Origin of the sequence: Nonomuraea salmonea (assembly GCF_042428605.1) — a bacterium.
Taxonomy (GTDB): domain Bacteria; phylum Actinomycetota; class Actinomycetes; order Streptosporangiales; family Streptosporangiaceae; genus Nonomuraea; species Nonomuraea salmonea.
The window spans coordinates 1-17153 of record NZ_JBHMCF010000019.1 but is presented as its reverse complement, the minus strand read 5'-3'; the positions used below and the strand labels follow the sequence as shown (position 1 = coordinate 17153).

The 17153-nt window shown below is 70.7% G+C and carries 15 protein-coding genes; 12 read left to right on the top strand and 3 right to left on the bottom strand.

The annotated features are described in order from the left end of the window. Nucleotides 1-21: 21 nt before the first annotated feature. Both ACFFR3_RS19855 and ACFFR3_RS19850 read right to left on the bottom strand, forming a co-directional pair. Nucleotides 22-1251 (bottom strand): DUF349 domain-containing protein, encoded by a 1230-nt coding sequence (locus tag ACFFR3_RS19855; RefSeq protein ID WP_345386326.1) that lies wholly within the window; start codon nt 1249-1251, stop codon nt 22-24. Nucleotides 1252-1313: 62 nt separating this feature from the next. Then, nucleotides 1314-2183, bottom strand: coding sequence for a peptidylprolyl isomerase (locus tag ACFFR3_RS19850; protein WP_345386324.1), 870 nt, complete (start codon nt 2181-2183; stop codon nt 1314-1316). 138 nt (nt 2184-2321) lie between these two features. Here ACFFR3_RS19850 and ACFFR3_RS19845 point away from each other — a divergent pair, with 138 nt between their 5' ends. The 3 genes from ACFFR3_RS19845 to aspS are packed head-to-tail and all read left to right on the top strand — an operon-like array spanning nt 2322 to nt 6053. Beyond that, the gene (locus ACFFR3_RS19845) at nt 2322-3002 is read left to right on the top strand and encodes an MBL fold metallo-hydrolase (RefSeq protein ID WP_345386322.1); all 681 of its coding nucleotides are present in this window, start codon (nt 2322-2324) and stop codon (nt 3000-3002) included. Further along, nucleotides 3002-4264: a histidine--tRNA ligase gene (gene hisS / locus ACFFR3_RS19840; protein ID WP_345386320.1), complete on the top strand. Its 1263-nt coding sequence runs from the start codon at nt 3002-3004 to the stop codon at nt 4262-4264. The genes ACFFR3_RS19845 and hisS overlap by 1 nt, the downstream gene beginning before the upstream one ends. Nucleotides 4265-4319: 55 nt before the next feature. Continuing rightward, on the top strand, nt 4320-6053 hold the full coding sequence (gene aspS / locus ACFFR3_RS19835; protein WP_379483607.1) for an aspartate--tRNA ligase: 1734 nt from the start codon (nt 4320-4322) through the stop codon (nt 6051-6053). Nucleotides 6054-6131: 78 nt separating this feature from the next. Here the strand turns inward: aspS and ACFFR3_RS19830 are convergent, their stop codons facing one another. Continuing rightward, a complete protein-coding gene (locus ACFFR3_RS19830) occupies nt 6132-7028 on the bottom strand; it encodes a peptidylprolyl isomerase (protein WP_345386318.1) in 897 nt (298 codons plus the stop codon). Nucleotides 7029-7195: 167 nt separating this feature from the next. On the opposite strand from ACFFR3_RS19830, the gene ACFFR3_RS19825 reads away from it, so the two are divergent. The 9 genes from ACFFR3_RS19825 (at nt 7196) to mltG (ACFFR3_RS19785) (ending at nt 17018) form a co-directional block, all read left to right on the top strand. Then, on the top strand, nt 7196-7675 hold the full coding sequence (locus ACFFR3_RS19825) for a DUF2231 domain-containing protein (RefSeq protein WP_345386316.1): 480 nt from the start codon (nt 7196-7198) through the stop codon (nt 7673-7675). A 90-nt stretch (nt 7676-7765) separates the two neighbouring features. After that, nucleotides 7766-9007: a replication-associated recombination protein A gene (locus ACFFR3_RS19820; RefSeq protein ID WP_446686048.1), complete on the top strand. Its 1242-nt coding sequence runs from the start codon at nt 7766-7768 to the stop codon at nt 9005-9007. A gap of 55 nt (nt 9008-9062) precedes the next feature. Further along, on the top strand, nt 9063-9917 hold the full coding sequence (locus ACFFR3_RS19815; protein WP_379483606.1) for an oxygenase MpaB family protein: 855 nt from the start codon (nt 9063-9065) through the stop codon (nt 9915-9917). Nucleotides 9918-10003: 86 nt separating this feature from the next. Next, nucleotides 10004-10405 carry a DUF948 domain-containing protein gene (locus ACFFR3_RS19810; RefSeq protein ID WP_345386310.1) on the top strand — a complete coding sequence of 134 codons (402 nt, stop codon included), beginning with the start codon at nt 10004-10006 and terminating at the stop codon, nt 10403-10405. Next, complete coding sequence (locus ACFFR3_RS19805) at nt 10402-10632, top strand: hypothetical protein (RefSeq protein ID WP_379483605.1); 231 nt, start codon at nt 10402-10404, stop codon at nt 10630-10632. The genes ACFFR3_RS19810 and ACFFR3_RS19805 overlap by 4 nt, the downstream gene beginning before the upstream one ends. 71 nt (nt 10633-10703) lie before the next feature. Further along, the gene (gene alaS, locus ACFFR3_RS19800) at nt 10704-13376 is read left to right on the top strand and encodes an alanine--tRNA ligase (RefSeq protein WP_364373713.1); all 2673 of its coding nucleotides are present in this window, start codon (nt 10704-10706) and stop codon (nt 13374-13376) included. Nucleotide 13377: 1 nt separating this feature from the next. Further along, complete coding sequence (gene ruvX, locus ACFFR3_RS19795) at nt 13378-13857, top strand: Holliday junction resolvase RuvX (RefSeq protein WP_345386306.1); 480 nt, start codon at nt 13378-13380, stop codon at nt 13855-13857. A 778-nt stretch (nt 13858-14635) separates the two neighbouring features. Next, nucleotides 14636-15643 (top strand): endolytic transglycosylase MltG, encoded by a 1008-nt coding sequence (gene mltG / locus ACFFR3_RS19790; protein WP_379483604.1) that lies wholly within the window; start codon nt 14636-14638, stop codon nt 15641-15643. 211 nt (nt 15644-15854) lie between these two features. Continuing rightward, nucleotides 15855-17018: an endolytic transglycosylase MltG gene (mltG, locus tag ACFFR3_RS19785; RefSeq protein ID WP_364373720.1), complete on the top strand. Its 1164-nt coding sequence runs from the start codon at nt 15855-15857 to the stop codon at nt 17016-17018. The last annotated feature ends 135 nt before the right edge of the window (nt 17019-17153 follow it).

The following is a 17153-nucleotide window of genomic DNA, read 5'->3' as shown; positions in this document are numbered from 1 at the left end:
GAGAAGGGACCCCGCGCCGGATCAGCTGAACTCGGCCAGCGTGCGCTCCGCCTCCGCCAGCCACGAACGGCGGGCGGTGAGCGCCTCCTCGGCCTCCTTGACGTCCTTCGCCCGGCCCGCGGCCTGCGCCTTGTCCAGGCGCTTCTCCAGCTGCTCGATGGAGGTGCGCAGCTGGTCGACGGTGCTCTGGGCGCGCGCCCTCGCCTCGGGGTTGGAGCGCTTCCACTCGGCGTCCTCGGCCTTGCGCACGGTCTCGTCCACCCGGCGCAGCCCGCCCTCCAGGCGGTCGCGCTGGTCGCGCGGCACGGGACCGGCGGCCTCCCAGCGCTCGAGGATGCTGCGCAGCGCGGCCCTGGCGGTGCGGACGTCGGTGACCGGCAGGATCTTCTCGGCCTCGGCCAGCAGCTCCTCCTTGACCACCGCGTTGGCCGCGAGCGAGGCGTCGCGCTCGGCGAACACCGCCGAGCGCGCCTGGAAGAACTGGTCCTGGGCGGCCTTGAAGCGCGCCCACAGCTCGTCCTCGGCCTCGCGCGAGGCCCGCCCGGCGTTCTTCCACTGCTGCATGAGGTCGCGGTAGACGGCCGCCGTGGGGCCCCAGTCGGTGGAGCCGGCCAGTGACTCGGCCTCGGCGACGATGCGCTCCTTCTCCGCGCGCACGCCCTCGCGCTGCTCGTCGAGCCCCGCGAAGTACGCCTTGCGCCGCTTGGCGAACGCCGTGCGGGCCGCCGACAGCCGCTTCCACAGCGTGGCCTCGGTGGCGCGGTCGATGCGGTCGGCCGCCTTCCACTCCTCCACGAGCTGGCGCAGCCGTTCGCCGCCCGACTTCCAGTGGGTGGTCTCCTCGGCGATGCGCTCGGCCTCGCCGACGATCCGCTCCTTGACCGCCCTGGCCTCGGCCCGCGCCTGCTCGCGCGCGGCCTTGACCTCCTCGCGGCGCTGGGCCACCAGCTCGGTCAGCCCGTCGAGCCTGGCCGTCAGCGCGGCCAGGTCGCCGACGGCGTGGGCGTCGGCCACGGCTTCGCGCAGCTTGGTGATGCCGGCCTCGGCCTGGGCCGGAGCGAGGTCGGTGCCCCTGACGCGCTGTTCGAGGAGCTGGACCTGACCGGCCAGCTCGTCGTACTTGCGATGGAAGTAGGCCAGTGCCTCTTCGGGTTCACCGGCCTGCCAGGAGCCGACGGCTCGCTCTCCCTCAGCCGTACGCACGTAGACGGTGCCGTCGTCGTCTACCCGGCCCCACGGGTCGGTGCTCACCGTGTCCTCCCGCACTATCCATCAGACCCTTCGGGACTACTTCGTCCCTAGTTTGTATTACGTCAGCTCTTGCCGGCGATTGTCACGTCTTTGATTTCGACGGTTTGCTTAGGTGCTCCTGTCCCATCTCCCGCGTCGGCGATCACGCCTGCTTTGTTCACCTTGTCCAGGATGTCGAGCCCCTTGGTGATCGTACCCACCGGCGTGTAATCCGGGGTGAGGCCGATGTCGCCGTAAACGAGGAAGAACTGGCTGCCCGTGCTGCCCGGCGCGGAGGTTTTGGCCATCGCCATCACGCCGCGCTTGTACTGGGCGCCCTGGAGGTTCTCCTCGGCCATGACGTAACCGGGGCCGCCCGAGCCGTCCTGGCTCTTGCCGTCGGCCTTGGCGGTCGGGTCGCCGCACTGCAGCATGGGGAACTTGTCGCTGCCGAGCCGGTGGCACTTGCTGCCGTCGTAGTACTTCTTCTCCGCCAGGAACTCCAGCGAGTTGGTGGTGCAGGGAGCCTTGGCGTTGTTCAGCTCGACGACGATCTCACCGAGGTTGGTGTCGATCGTCATCTTCTTCGTGGCGGGCTCGGTCTTGACCTTGGCCGGCGGCATGCCGACGTCCTTGACCTGACCGCCTGAGGTGTCCTTGACGTAGTCGCACGTGCCCGTCGCCGCGTCGTAGGGCTTCGGCCCCGTGTTCTCCGACGCCGGTGCGGTCTCCGCGGCCGTCGCGGAGGGCGAGGCGGCCGCCTCGGTGCCCGGGTCGTTGCCCCCGAGCAGCGCGACCGCGGCCACGATGCCGCCGACCACGACCACCACGCCCGCGGTGGAGCCGATGATCGCCGTGCGCTTGGCCTTCTGCTCACGCTCGATGCGGCGCTGCATCTGCCGCTCGTAGTGCTCGCGTGCCAGCTGCTTCTGCCGGTCCTTCCCCGTGGCCACCGCTTTGCCTCCCATAGTCAATCAACTGAGGTGGGCGAATCGTATCGGCCAACGGGTAATGATTCGCAGCCCGGCGACCCGCACCGGTACCCTTCGGTTACATTCCCATTGGCTTTTCGACGAGATCACCTGAGGCAGATGCTCATCGCCGGCTTCCCCGCAGGGGCCTTCCAGACCAATTGTTACGTAGTCGCGCCCGCGGCCGGCGAGGAGTGCGTCATCGTCGATCCTGGTCAGGACGCCGTCGAGGGGGTCGACGAGCTGCTGCGCGAGCACCGGCTCAAGCCCGTCGCCGTCCTGCTCACCCACGGCCACCTCGATCACGTCTGGTCGGTGGCTCCCGTCTGCGGCGCGCGCGACGTGCCCGCCTGGATCCACCCCGACGACCGCCACCTGCTGAGCGACCCGGCCGCGGGCTGGTCCGACACCAGCGCGTCGCTGTTCGGCGGCCTCACGCTGAGCGAGCCCGACGACGTGCGCGAGCTGTCCGACGGCGCCGTGCTGCCGCTCGCGGGGCTGGAGCTCGTGGTCGATCACACGCCAGGCCATACCAGGGGGTCGGTGAGCTTCCGGCTGCCCGGCGACGAGATCATGTTCTCGGGCGACCTGCTGTTCGCCGGCTCCATCGGCCGCACCGATCTTCCCGGCGGCGACTACACGACCATCCTGAGCAGCCTGGCTACCAAGTGTCTGCCGCTGCCGGACGATACGGTCGTCCTGCCGGGCCACGGACCACAGACCACGATCGGCCGCGAGCGCGCGACCAACCCATATCTCAAGGAAGCAGCGCCGCACGCCGGTCCCACACGAGGGATCTAATGAGCTTCCAAGCACCGAAAGGCACCTTCGACTGGCTGCCACCCCGCTCCGAGCGGGTCCTCGCCGTACGCGAGGCGCTGGCCGCGCCGCTGCGCCTCGCCGGCTACGGCTACATCGAGACGCCGGTCTTCGAAGACACCCAGCTGTTCGCGAGGGGCGTAGGCGAGTCGACCGACATCGTCTCCAAGGAGATGTACACCTTCCCCGACAAGGCGGGCCGCTCGCTGACGCTGCGCCCCGAGGGCACCGCCTCGGTGGTCCGTGCGGTGCTCCAGCACAACCTGCACACCGGGCAGCTGCCGGTGAAGTTGTGGTACTCCGGCAGCCAGTTCCGCTACGAGCGCGCCCAGAAGGGCCGCTACCGCCACTTCTGGCAGGTCGGCGCCGAGGCGCTGGGCGCCGAGGACCCCGCGCTCGACGCCGAGCTGATCGTGCTCGGCGCGCGCGGCTTCGCCTCGCTCGGGCTGCGCGACGTCCGGCTGCTGCTCAACTCGCTCGGCGACAAGAACTGCCGGCCCGCCTACCGGGCCGCGCTGCAGGAGTTCCTGCGCGGGCTCGACCTCGACGCCGACACCAGGGCCCGCATCGAGATCAACCCGCTGCGGGTGCTCGACGACAAGCGGCCCGAGGTGCAGGCCCAGCTCGCCGGCGCGCCGCTGGTGGTCGACCACCTGTGCGACGACTGCCGGGCGTACCACGAGGAGGTGCGCGCCCTGCTGAGCGCCTCCGGCGTCGCCTTCGAGGACGACCCGCGCCTGGTGCGCGGCCTCGACTACTACACCCGCACCACGTTCGAGTTCGTCCACGACGGGCTCGGCTCGCAGTCGGCCGTCGGCGGCGGCGGCCGCTACGACGGGCTGAGCGAGATGCTCGACGGGCCGCCGCTGCCCAGCGTCGGCTGGGCGCTCGGCGTCGACCGCACGTTCCTGGCCATGGAGGCCGAGGGCCTGCTCGGCGACGACGCGGCACACGAGCGCGTGCAGGTGTACGGTGTCCCGCTGGGTGACGACGCCCGGCGCCGCATGTTCCTGCTCATCGACGAGCTGCGCGCGGCCGGGCTCAGCGCCGACATGGCCTTCGGCGGCAAGGGGCTCAAGGGCGCGATGAAGGGCGCCGGCCGCTCGGGCGCCGCGTTCGCGCTGATCCTGGGCGAGCGTGACCTGGCCGCCGAGGCCGTGCAAGTGAAGGACCTGGCCACCGCCGAGCAGACCGAGGTGCCGCTGGCCAAGGTCGTCGACGTCTTGAAGGGGAAGGTGCAGTGACCGGCGAGCCAGGGCCGCTGCCTCCCCTCACTCATCCGCATGAAGGGAAAGTGCAGTGATCCGCACGCATACCGCCGGGTCGCTCCGCGAGGAGCACGCCGGGCAGCAGGTGACGCTCGCAGGATGGGTGGCGCGCCGCCGTGACCACGGCGGTGTCGTCTTCATCGACCTGCGCGACGCCTCCGGCTCGGCGCAGGTGGTCTTCCGCGAGGAGGACCACGCCCACGACCTGCGCGCCGAATACTGCGTGCAGGTCGTCGGCAAGGTCAGGGTGCGGCCCGAGGGCAACGAGAACCCCGAGCTGCCCACCGGCGCCGTCGAGGTGGTGGCCGACACGGTCGAGGTGCTGAGCGAGTCGGCGCCGCTGCCGTTCCCCATCGAGGGCAACGTGGGGGTGTCGGAGGAGGCGCGGCTCAAATACCGCTACCTCGACATCCGCCGGCAGCAGGTGGCCAACGCGATGCGCACCCGCTCCAAGGCGACCTACCTCGCCAACGAGGTGATGCACGAGCTCGGCTTCGTCTACGTCGAGACGCCCACCCTGACCCGCTCCACGCCCGAGGGCGCGCGCGACTTCCTGGTGCCGGTGCGGCTGCAGCCGGGCAACTGGTACGCCCTGCCGCAGTCGCCGCAGCTGTTCAAGCAGCTGCTGCAGGTGGCCGGCCTCGAGCGCTACTACCAGCTGGCCAAGTGCTACCGCGACGAGGACCTGCGGGCCGACCGGCAGCCGGAGTTCACCCAGATCGACGTCGAGATGTCGTTCGTCGACCAGGAGGACGTCATCGAGGTCGGCGAGAAGCTGATCGGCCGGCTGTGGAAGGAGATCGCCGGCTACGAGCTGCCGACCCCGCTGCCGCGCATGACGTACGCCGACGCGATGGCCCGCTACGGCTCCGACAAGCCCGACCTGCGCTTCGGCCAGGAGCTGGTCGAGATGACCGACTACTTCTCCGGCACCTCGTTCCGCGTCTTCCAGGCCGACTACGTCGGCGCCGTCGTCATGCCCGGCGGGGCCTCCCAGACCCGCAAGGAGCTCGACGGCTGGCAGGAGTGGGCCCGCTCCCGCGGCGCCAAGGGCCTGGCCTACGTGCTCGTCCAGGAGGACGGCACGCTCGGCGGCCCGGTCGCGAAGAACCTGTCGGAGCAGGAGCTGTCCGGGCTGGCCGGCAAGGTCGGCGCGCAGCCGGGCGACGCCATCTTCTTCGCCGCCGGCGCCAAGAGCGCCGCCCGCGACCTGCTCGGCGCGGCCCGGCTGGAGATCGGCCGGCGCTGCGACCTGATCGACGAGTCGCAGTGGTCGTTCCTGTGGGTCGTCGACGCGCCCATGTTCGAGGAGGACGGCGAGGGCGGCTGGACGGCCGTGCACCACCCGTTCACCGGGCCGAAGCCGGAGTGGGCCGACAACTTCCAGGACCACCCTGGCGAGGCGCTGGCCTACGCCTACGACATGGTCTGCAACGGCATGGAGATCGGCGGCGGCTCGATCCGTATCCACCGGGCCGAGATGCAGCAGCGCGTCTTCGACGTGCTCGGCATCTCCAAGGAGGACGCGGAGAGCAAGTTCGGCTTCCTGCTCGAGGCGTTCAAGTACGGCCCGCCCCCGCACGGCGGCATCGCCTACGGCTGGGACCGCATCTGCATGCTGCTGTCGGGCGGCGACTCGATCCGCGACGTGATCGCGTTCCCGAAGACGGCCTCCGGCTTCGACCCGCTGACCGGCGCGCCCACGCCGATCACGACGGAGCAGCGCAAGGAGGCGGGCGTGGACGCCGCGCCCAAGCAGGCGTAGTCCCGCGAATGCGAACGGCCCGGGCGCCCCGCGAAGGGGGCGCCCGGGCCGTTCTCACATCCGGGCGGGGGCCGCGCGTCAGGAGAAGGTGATGCGCTTGATGATGACCGGCTTGCGCGGTGCGGTGGTGCCGCCGTCGCCGGTGATGTCGGCCTCGTTGACGATGAGGTCCTTGGGGCTGGTGGCCAGGCCCTCCAGCATCTCCATGCCCTCGCTGACGATGCCGACGACCGAGTAGCCGGCGCCGATCTGCATGTTCTCGTTGGACAGCGAGATCGCGAACTGGCTGTTGTTCTGCCCGGCCGAGTCACCCGGCTGGGTCATGAACACCACGCCCTTGCCGACCGGGATCTCGATGTTCTCGTCGCCGTAGACGTAGCCCGCTGTGCCTTGGCCGTCGGTCGGGTTCTTGCCGTCGGCCTTGGCCAGCGGGTCACCGCACTGCAGCATGTGCACGCCCGACACCTCGGGCGTCACCAGGCGGTGGCACTTCATGTCGTTGTAGAACTTCTTGCGCGACAGGAAGTTCAGCGAGTTGACCGCGCACGGCGCCTCGTTCGTCATCAGGTCGACGACGACGTTGCCGCGGTTCAGCTCGATCGTCATCTTCTTGAGCTTCAGGTTCGGCTTCTTGGGCGGCAGGCCCACGAACTTGTTGGGCACCGACTTGTCCCGCTTGTACGTGCACGTCACGGGGCCGGTCCTGGTCGGAGTGGGCGTCTCGGGCGTCGCCGGGGTGCTGGCGCTGGCCGAGGGGCTCGCCTGCGCCGAAGCCTCGTCGGGCTCGTTGTCGACCAAGGTGGTCGCCGCGAAGATGCCGCCCGCGACCACGACGACAGCCACGGCCGCGCCGATGAAGGTGTTCCGCCTCGCCTTAACGGTCTGCGCGGCGGCGCGCTTCGCCTGCCGTTCCTTGTGCTCCCGCGCCAGCTCTTTCTGGCGGTCCTCTTCGCTCTGGCGGTCGTCGCCGCTCACCGCTATGTCCTCTCGTCTTTGCCAAGGTATGACCAAACAACTCCGCGAATGCTACCGGCCTTCGATATGTGACGGACGTAAGTGGCGAAAGCCGAGCGAAGCGACCGCTGAGGCCGCGAACCTGCAGGCGGCGCGGACCGTAAGTGAAGGAGAACCAAGGAGTCCCCATGTTCGACGAGATCCTCGGCCTGCCGGCCCACCCCCTGATCGTCCACTTCGCCGTCGTGCTCACGCCGCTGCTCGCCGTCGTCGCGCTCGCGTACGCGCTCGTGCCCCGCTGGCGCCCCTCCACCGCGTGGGCCGTCGTGCTGCTCTCCTTGGCGGCGCCCGCGGCCGTGTTCGTCGCCAGGCAGAGCGGCGAGAGCCTCAAGGAGGCCAGGTTCGGCGAGGCCGAGGGCGAGATGGCGGAACTCATCTCCGCGCACGAGGGCTTCGCCCTGCCGCTGCTGCTGTCCGTGCTCGGGCTCGGCGCGTCCGCGCTGCTCCTCGTGTACGCCTCCCGCCCCGCCCGCGACTCCCTGTCGGGCGACCGCTTCGGCCGGCCCGTCACGGTCGTCCTCGCGGCGCTGACGGTCGTGCTGGCCGCCGTGGCCGCCTTCTACGTCTTCCAGGCCGGGGACTCGGGAGCCAGGGCCGTGTGGTCCTAGCGGGCCTGCCGCAGCGTGTAATCTCGCGTTGTGGATAGCCTGTTCGATTCGGCGGCCGAGGAGGCCACACCGCAGCCGCTCGCCGTGCGCATGCGTCCGCGCACGCTCGACGAGGTGATCGGTCAGCGGCATCTGCTCGGGTCCGGCACCCCGCTGCGGCGCCTGGTCGAGAGCGAGGCTCCCATGTCGCTGTTCCTGTGGGGGCCGCCCGGCACCGGCAAGACCACGCTCGCCTACGTGGTCTCCAATGTCACCAAGCGCCGCTTCGTCGAGGTCTCGGCCGTCTCCGCCGGGGTGAAGGACGTCCGCGCCGCCATCGACTCGGCGCGCCGCGAGCTCGGCATGACCGGCCGCCAGACCGTGCTGTTCGTCGACGAGGTGCATCGCTTCAACAAGGCCCAGCAGGACGCCCTGCTGCCGGCTGTGGAGAACCGCTGGGTCACCTTCATCGGCGCCACCACGGAGAACCCGTTCTTCTCGGTCATCTCGCCGCTGCTGTCCCGCTCGCTGCTGCTCACGCTGGAGTCGCTGACCGACGACGACGTGCGGGCGGTGCTGGAGCGGGCCGTGTCCGACCCGCGCGGGCTCGGCGGGCGCAACACGCTCGCGCCCGAGGCGCTCGACCACCTCGTGCGCCTGGCGGGCGGCGACGCTCGGCGCTCACTCACCTACCTGGAGGCGGCGGCGCTGCTGGCCGACGACATCACCGTGGAGGTGGTGGAGAAGGCCGTCGACAAGGCCGCCGTACGCTATGACCGGCAGGGCGACCAGCACTACGACGTCATCAGCGCGTTCATCAAGTCGATGCGCGGCTCCGACGCCGACGCGGCGCTCCACTACCTCGCCCGCATGATCGAGGCCGGCGAGGACCCGCGCTTCATCGCCCGCCGCATCGTCATCTTCGCCTCCGAGGACGTCGGCCTGGCCGACCCCACCTGCCTGCAGACCGCCGTGGCCGCCGCGCAGGCGGTGCAGCTCATCGGGCTGCCCGAGGGGCAGATCAACCTGGCCCACGCCGTCATCCACTGCGCCACCGCGCCCAAGTCCAACGCCGTCGTCAAGGCCATCGGGGCGGCGATCGGCGACGTCCGCAAGGGGCTGATCGGACAGGTGCCCGGCCACCTGCGCGACGCCCACTACTCCGGGGCCGCCAAGCTGGGCCACGGCGACGGCTACCGCTACCCCCACGACTACGACCACGGGCTGGTGCGCCAGGACTACGCGCCCGAGCAGGTGCGCGAACGGCGCTACTACCAGCCGACCCGCCACGGGGCCGAGGCGCCGGTGGCCGAGCGGTGGGCGAAGATCCGCGACTTCCTCAGGGGGTCGTGACACCTTCGCCGGCGAATCGTCCAAAGTGGTACTAAGTCTGCGATCACGGGGAATCATGATCGTTGTGAAGCCGACCGTGACCCCCGGCGGCGGCCTGTTCGGCCCCCGATCGATCACCTGGCGCGTCCACACCGAGACGCCCGCCTGGCCGGCGGCCGTACGCGCCTTCCAGCTCCAGGCCCTGCACCCGCGCACGATCCGCGGCATCGTCCAGAACCACCTGCTCGACGACGCCGAGGCGGTCAGGGCGCACCTGCGGCGGCGGCTCGGCTTCGTCGCCCTGCGCACCTTCGGGACGCGTGAGCAGGCCGAGGCGGCGTACGAGCGGGCCCGCGAGGTGCACGCCCGCCTCGTCGGGCTCGACACCGCGACGGGCACGCTGTTCCGGCTGGACGAGCCGGAGAGCCTGCGCTGGGCGCACTGCGCCGAAGTGGCGTCCCACCTGGAGGTCGCCCGGCTCTCGGGGGTGGCGCTGACGGCGGGGGAGCGGGACGCGTACGTGGCCGAGCAGCGCCGCGCCGCGTACCTCGCCGGCCTCGCCGGCCTCACCGACGTGCCGGACAGCGCAGGTGAGCTGGCCGACCACCTCACCGGGATGCGCGCCCACCTGTCCGCCACCGACGAGGCACGCGAGCTGCTGCGCCTCGTCGTCACCCCGCCGCCCTCGCTGCGGCCCTGCACCCTGCCCGCCGTCGGCGCGCTCGCGTTCGCCACGCTGCCCGGCTGGGCCAGGAGCATGTACGGCTGCCCAGGCGACGCGGCGGCCGGATACGCGGCGGGCGCGGCGCTCAAGGCGCTGCGCGCGACGGCCATGGCGATGCCGGAACGGCTGGTGGCGCCCGAGATCCGGGCCGCGCGTGCCCTCATGCGAGCGGCGGCGCGGACCCGCGGAGCCGACGTGGCTGCCTGAGCGCGGAAGCCGTCCGCACTAACGTTGTCACCCGAACGCGATAGGGTCTTGACGTTCCGGCCCAGCGTACGTAGGGAGATGCGCGGATGCTTACCGCTGGAGAGGTCGCCGGGCTGATCGCCGCCACGGGCTGGGTGGTCCTGGTGTGCGTCATGGCCATGGTGCTCGTCAAGCTCGCCCGGCTGCTCAACGAGACCACCAAGGCGGTCTCCGACCTGAACAAGCGCCTGGCGCCGCTGCTCGACGACGTCAGCGTGACGGTCAACGAGACCAACAGGCAGCTCGTCGCCGTCGAGGCCATCGCCAAGGACGTCAAGCAGGTCAGCGGCCACGCGGCCAAGCTGAGCGCGGTCACGCAGACCATCTTCACCGGGCCGCTGATCAAGGTGTCCTCCCTGAGCTACGGCCTGCGCAGGGCCATCGAGGCCCGCCGGCCGCGCCGCCCCGTGCGGACGAGCAGGAGCCGGGTTCAGGAGCGCGCACGATGATCAGACGCATGTTCTACGTCTCGCTGGGCGCGTTCCTCGCCTTCTGGGTGATGCGCCGCCTGCAGGCACTCCACCCCGACCACGTCGCCCGGCGGACGGCCGACGGCGCCGCGGGCATGCTCCGGCAGGTGAGAGACTTTACTCACGACGCGCTCGGCGAGGCCGCGGAGCGCGAAACCGAGTTGCGCGCCCGGTTCGGCCTCGACAAGGCTGAAAACGCCGGATGACGCTCGCCCGCCGACGGCGGGCGGCTCGACGAACACGACAACACGACTGACTACAGCAAAGGATGGCCACCATGGAGTCGGCAGAGATCGCGCGCCGCTTCCTGCGCTTCTTCGAGGAGCGTGGGCACACCATAGTGCCCTCGGCCAGCCTGATCGCTGAGGACCCGACGCTTCTCCTGGTCAACGCGGGTATGGTGCCGTTCAAGCCGTACTTCCTGGGGCAGCGCAGGCCTCCGGGGTCACGGCTCGCCACCGCCCAGAAGTGCGTCCGCACGCCCGACATCGACGAGGTCGGCAAGACCACCAGGCACGCGACGTTCTTCCAGATGCTGGGCAACTTCTCCTTCGGCGACTACTTCAAGGCCGAGGTGATCCCCTACGCGTGGGAGCTGCTCACCAGGTCCGAGTCCGACGGCGGCTTCGGCTTCCCCGAGGACAAGCTGTGGGCGACGGTCTACCTCGAGGACGACGAGGCGTACGACATCTGGCGCAACAAGGTCGGCCTGCCCGAGCACCGCATCCAGCGCCGCGACCTCGAGGACAACTACTGGCACATGGGCGTGCCCGGCCCGGGCGGCCCCTGCTCCGAGATCTACTACGACCGCGGCCCCGAATACGGCAAGGAGGGCGGCCCCGTCGCCGACGAGGACCGCTACCTCGAGGTCTGGAACCTCGTGTTCATGCAATACCAGCTGAGCGCGGTCCGGGCCAAGACCGACTTCGACATCTCCGGCGAGCTGCCGAGCAAGAACATCGACACCGGCATGGGCCTCGAGCGCATGGCGGCGATCCTGCAGGGCGTCGACAACATCTACGAGATCGACACCACCTACAAGATCCTCGACAAGGCGGCCGAGCTCACCAAGACCCGCTACGGGCGCGACCAGCGCGCCGACGTCAGCCTGCGGGTCATCGCCGACCACGTGCGCACCGGCACCATGCTGGTCGCCGACGGCGTGCTGCCCGGCAACGAGGGCCGCGGCTACGTCCTGCGCCGCATCCTGCGCCGCTCGATCCGCAACCTGCGCCTGCTCGGCTCCGGCGACGAGCGCTACATGCACGAGCTGACCGACGTCGCGATCAACGTGATGGGCGAGCAGTACGACCAGCTCAAGGCCGACGCGCCGCAGATCCACGCGGTCATCGACGCCGAGGAGGCGTCGTTCCTCGGCACGCTGCGCACCGGCACCGCGATCTTCGACGTCGCCGTCGAGGAGACCAAGCGCAAGTCGGGCACCACGATCCCCGGCGACCAGGCGTTCAAGCTCCACGACACCTACGGCTTCCCCATCGACCTGACGCTGGAGATGGCGGCCGAGCACGGCCTCAAGGTCGACGAAGAGGGCTTCCGCCGGCTCATGAAGGAGCAGCGGGCGGCGGCCAAGGCCGACGCGGCGGCGAAGAAGACCGGCAACGCCGACATCTCCGTGTTCGGGCAGATGCTGGAGTCCGCCGGCAAGGTCGACTTCCTCGGCTACGACGAGACCGAGGCCGACACCCGCATCGTCGGCGTCCTCGTCGACGGCCTGCCCGTCCCCGCGGCGGGCGCGGGCAGCACGGTCGAGGTCGTGCTGCAGCGCACGCCGTTCTACGCCGAGGGCGGTGGCCAGCTCGCCGACCAGGGCGTCATCCGTACGAGCGGGGCCGAGGTCGAGGTCGTCGACGTGCAGTCGCCGCTCAAGGGCCTCATCGTGCACCGCGGCAAGATCCGCAGCGGCGAGCTGCGGGTCGGCGACGAGGCGCAGGCGGAGATCGACATCGAGCGGCGCCGCGCGATCTCGCGCAGCCACAGCGCCACCCACCTCGTCCACCGCGGCTTCAAGAACGCGCTCGGCGAGACCGCGGCGCAGGCCGGCTCCGAGAACTCTCCCGGCCGCTTCCGCTTCGACTTCACCGCGGCGGGCGCGGTGCCGCCGAGCGTGCTGCGCGACGTCGAGGACGAAGTCAACGCCGTGCTCATCAACGACCTCAAGGTCAACGCCTTCTACACCTCGCAGGCGGAGGCACGGGCGATGGGCGCGCTGGCCATGTTCGGCGAGAAGTACGGCGACGAGGTCCGCGTGGTCGAGATCGGCGACTACTCCCGCGAGTTGTGCGGCGGCACCCACGTCCACAGCTCCGGCCAGCTCGGCCTGGTCAAGGTGCTGGGCGAGCAGTCGGTCGGCGCGGGCGTGCGCCGCGTCGAGGCGCTCGTCGGCATCGACGCCTTCCGCTTCCTCGCCCGCGAGAGCGTGCTGGTCAACCAGCTCAGCGAGCAGCTCAAGGCGCGCCGCGAAGAGCTGCCCGAGCGCATCGAGGGCATCGTCACGCGGCTGCGGACCGCCGAGAAGGAGCTGGAGCGGCTGCGTTCCGCCCAGGTGCTCCAGGTGGCGGGCGAGCTGGTGTCGCAGGCCCGTGACCTGGGCGGCGTCTCCGTCGTGACACACCGCGCGCCTGATGGCACCGGCGCCGATGACCTGCGTAAGCTCGCGCTTGATGTACGAGGCAGGTTCCCGGCCGACCGGCCGGCGGTCATCGTGATCGTCGGCGTCCCCTCCGACCGGCCCGTGGTGGTTGCCGCGGTCAACGAGGCGGGGCGCGAGCGGGGGCTCAAGGCCGGACGGCTGGTCGGCGTCGCCGCCAAGGCTCTTGGGGGTGGCGGTGGCGGCAAGGACGATGTCGCGCAGGGCGGCGGCACACGACCGGAGGCGATCGGCGACGCGCTGCGCCTGGTTGACGACGCGATCGTGGGGCAGCTCGGCTGACATGAGGTTCGGTTCACGAATCGGCGTCGACGTCGGTTCTGTACGCATCGGCGTGGCGCGCAGCGACCCGTCCGGGTTGCTGGCCACGCCGGTCGAGACCGTGCGGCGAGGCAAGGGCGACCTCGCCCGCATCGCCGCGATCGCCGCCGAGCACGAGGCGATCGAGGTCGTGGTGGGGCTGCCCACCTCGCTGTCCGGGCGTGAGGGGCAGGCCGCGGGGCTGGCGCGCGAGTTCGCCGCCAGGCTCGCCGCGCGGCTGGCTCCCACGCCCGTCCGCCTGTTCGACGAGCGGCTGACCACGGTCACGGCGCAGCAGGGCCTGCGGGCCAGCGGCGTGCGGGCCAAGAAGCAGCGCGGCGTCGTCGACCAGGCGGCGGCCGTCGTGCTGCTGCAGGACGCGCTCGACTCCGAGCGCGCCACCGAGAGACCACCAGGCAGGCCCGTCGAACCGCCCCGCGCGGCCGACGGACCTGCCTCATGAACGCGCCCACGCCCACATCCCGTTGCGGGTGGCCCGCTGCTCGGGCCACCTCCTTCGCGCTGCCCTCTTCCGAGCACGCCCGCCACTCTTCCGGAGACGCACACCGGTCCTCCGGGAACGCGCGCCGCCGCGCGGCGAGTGACTCTGGCGGGACGTGCCGTCCCGAGGCCGCTGTTCGCAGCTCTTTGGAGCGTTCCGATCTGGTGTCCGATGAGGCGGTCGCATGAACAGGACACCGGGCGACGAGGACGACCTCGGCGACATGATCCCCTTCCAGGACAGCGAAGACCTGCCCGGCAGCACAGAGCCAGAGCCCGAGGCCCGAACCGCGCCCGAGGCCCGAACCGCGCCCGAGGAGCGGCCCGCGGCCGAGGCCGGTCGAGACGAGCTGGCCCAGCCCGATCGGCAGGCAGCAGCCGCGGCGCAGTCGGACCCCACGGAGCAGGTTGTCGCTGGGGCGGAGCCGGAGTCTGAGGGGCGGGCTGCCGCTGGGGCGGAGGCGGGTCCTGAGCGGCGGGCGGCTGCCGGGACGGAGCCGCACCCCGAGGAGCAGGTTGCCGCCGGGGCGGAGCCGGAGTCTGAGGGGCGGGCTGTCGCTGGGGCGGAGGCGGGGTCTGAGCGGCGGGCGGCTGGGGGAGCGGAGTCGGGGGTCGAGCGGGGGAGCGTCTCTGATGAGCAGCCCTCTTCCCAGTCCCCTTCTCGACCTCCTTCTCATTCCGAGGAGGCCGCTGGGAACGATGTGGCCGCCGGGCGGCGGAAGGCTTGGCGGAAGGTCGGGGTGCTGTCCGCTGGGTTGCTGGCCGGGGCGCTGGCGCTTGGCGTGGGGGCCATCACGGTCGTGAAGCCGTACCTGAGTCCTGATGACTTCCAGGGGCCGGGCAACGGCGCGGTGACGGTGCGGATCACGCCGGGGTCGAGCGCGTACGCGATCGGGGCGGCGCTGGCCGAGGCCGGGGTGGTGGCGAGCGCGCAGTCGTTTGTGAACGTGACCGAGCAGCGGGCGGTGAGCGACCGGCTGCGGCCGGGACACTACCGGCTGCGCAAGGGCATGGCCGCGGCGGCGGCGCTCGACCTGCTGCTCAAGCCCGCCTCGCGGGTGGTGCGGCGGGTGACCGTGCCCGAGGGGCTGCGGGTGCAGGAGGTGTTCAGCCGGCTGGCCAAGCTGGCCGGGCTGCCGGTCGAGGAGCTGCGCAAGGTGGACAAGGCTCTCGTCGGCCTGCCCAAGTACGCTCCCGGGCTTGAGGGGTTCCTGTTCCCCGCCACGTACGAGATCGAGCCCGGCGACACCGCCGTGGACGTGCTGGCGGCGATGGCCGAGCGGTTCGAGGCCGCGGCCCGTCACGTGGGCCTGGAGGAGCAGGCCGGGCAGGTGAACCTGACGCCGCTCGAAGTGGTCACGGTGGCGAGCATGATCCAGGCCGAGGGCGGCACTGACGAGGACTACCCGAAGATCGCTAGGGTGATCTACAACCGGTTGGCGAAGGGCACCCCGTTGGAGATCGACAGCACGGTGCTGTACGCGCAGAACCGGCGGACGCTGAAAGTCACGGAGAGCGACACCAAGGTGAACTCTCCCTACAACACCTACCGGCACAAAGGGCTGCCCCCAGGCCCCATCGCCAATCCGGGCGAGAAGGCACTGATGGCGGCCCTGAACCCGGCTGAAGGCGATTGGCACTGGTTTGTTACCACGGATCCCGCGCATAGAATCACCAAATTCACCGACAAAGAGAGCGAGTTCGTGAGATACCGGGAAGAGTTGAACAAGAACCTCGGGACACGCTGATGTTCGTTGGGACCCGCACTGTCCCCGCGCAAAAGCCCCAAAACGGGGCATGCGTCCTCTTTCCGTCCCCTAGCATGGCTACCCAGAGTGATCCCCGTCGGCCGGCGCGGTGCGTCCGGCGGATTCCCCCGTTTCGCTCGGTGACTCCAGCCGGTTGGGCAGTTCCGCTTGACGCCTGGCGGGCAGTGCCGGGAGATTGGCCAGCGCATCTATGAACGATCTCGATCTGAACACTCTGCTCGGCCCCGAGGACGACGAAGGCTCGCCTCGGCGCCGCTCCCGGGGCGCCGGCAAACGCGGCGGTGGCCGCCGCCGTCGCCGGCGCCGCAACCGGGGCCGCTTCCTCGCGCCGATGCTCGCCTTCATCGTCCTGGCCGGCATCCTCGGCGGCGGTGGCTACTTCGCCTACACGCGGATCAACGACGCCCTTGTTCCCGATGACTACACCGGCGCCGGCTCCGGCGAGGTCGTCATCGAGATCAAGGACGGCCAGAGCGCCTCCGACGTCGCGCAGGAGCTGGAGCGGCAGGGGGTCGTGGCCAGCGCCAGAGCGTTCACCAACGCCATCGCCAACGCGAAGAAGAGCGGCTCGCTGCAGCCCGGCGAGTACAAGCTGCGCAAGAAGATGTCGGCCGCCAGCGCCGTCGAGATGCTCGACCACGACAAGCGGCTGCGCGACACCTTCACCATCGCCGAGGGCCTGCGGCTGTCCCAGACGCTCCCCCAGCTCGCGGAGAAGACCGGCAAGCCGCTTGAGGAGTTCAACGCGGCGGCCAAGGACGTCGAGAGCCTCGACCTGCCGAAGTACGCCAAGGGCAAGCTGGAGGGGTACGCCTTCCCGGCCACGTACGAGTTCCAGCCCAACTCGACGCCGAAGCAGATCCTGGCGGCCATGGTCAAGCGCTACAACCAGACGGCCGAGAAGTACGACATCGAGTCGGGCGCCAAGGACCTCGGCTTCACGCCGCACGAGCTCATCACCATCGCGAGCATCGTGCAGGCGGAGGCGGGCCGGCAGGAGGACATGGCGAAGATCGCCCGCGTCATCTACAACCGGCTCAAACTGCCGATGAACCTGGCGATGGACAGCACGGTCATGTACGCGCTCAAGAAGAAGGGCACGTACGCGACCTTCGCCGAGACGCGGAACACCAAGTCCCGGTACAACACGTACAAGTACCCGGGGCTGCCGCCGGGGCCCATCGCCAACCCCGGTGACCACGCCATCGAGGCGGCGCTCAACCCCGCCAAGGGGCCGTGGCTGTTCTTCGTCGCCACCGACCCCAAGAGCCAGGTGACCGAGTTCGCCACCACGGAAACCGAGCACAACGCGCTGGTGGCCAAGTGCAAGGCGAACGGCGGCTGCGGCGGCTGACCGTCCAAGGCGCCCGCGCACGCAACGCGCTGCGCGGGCGCCGCAAGCGGATGTGCCGCAAGCGGATGTGCCGCAAGCGGATGTGCCGCGAGCGGATGTGCCGCGAGCGGATGTGCCGCGAGCGGATGTGCCGCG

Bases quoted from the DNA above. Each gene is read 5' to 3' on its own strand.
- mltG (WP_364373720.1), top strand. From the start codon at position 15,855: ATGAACGATCTCGATCTGAACACTCTGCTCGGCCCCGAGGACGACGAA.
- ACFFR3_RS19825 (WP_345386316.1), top strand. From the start codon at position 7,196: ATGTTCGACGAGATCCTCGGCCTGCCGGCCCACCCCCTGATCGTCCAC.
- ACFFR3_RS19815 (WP_379483606.1), top strand. From the start codon at position 9,063: ATGATCGTTGTGAAGCCGACCGTGACCCCCGGCGGCGGCCTGTTCGGC.
- ACFFR3_RS19820 (WP_446686048.1), top strand. From the start codon at position 7,766: ATGCGTCCGCGCACGCTCGACGAGGTGATCGGTCAGCGGCATCTGCTC.
- hisS (WP_345386320.1), top strand. From the start codon at position 3,002: ATGAGCTTCCAAGCACCGAAAGGCACCTTCGACTGGCTGCCACCCCGC.
- ACFFR3_RS19810 (WP_345386310.1), top strand. From the start codon at position 10,004: ATGCTTACCGCTGGAGAGGTCGCCGGGCTGATCGCCGCCACGGGCTGG.
- ACFFR3_RS19845 (WP_345386322.1), top strand. From the start codon at position 2,322: ATGCTCATCGCCGGCTTCCCCGCAGGGGCCTTCCAGACCAATTGTTAC.
- ruvX (WP_345386306.1), top strand. From the start codon at position 13,378: ATGAGGTTCGGTTCACGAATCGGCGTCGACGTCGGTTCTGTACGCATC.
- alaS (WP_364373713.1), top strand. From the start codon at position 10,704: ATGGAGTCGGCAGAGATCGCGCGCCGCTTCCTGCGCTTCTTCGAGGAG.
- ACFFR3_RS19805 (WP_379483605.1), top strand. From the start codon at position 10,402: ATGATCAGACGCATGTTCTACGTCTCGCTGGGCGCGTTCCTCGCCTTC.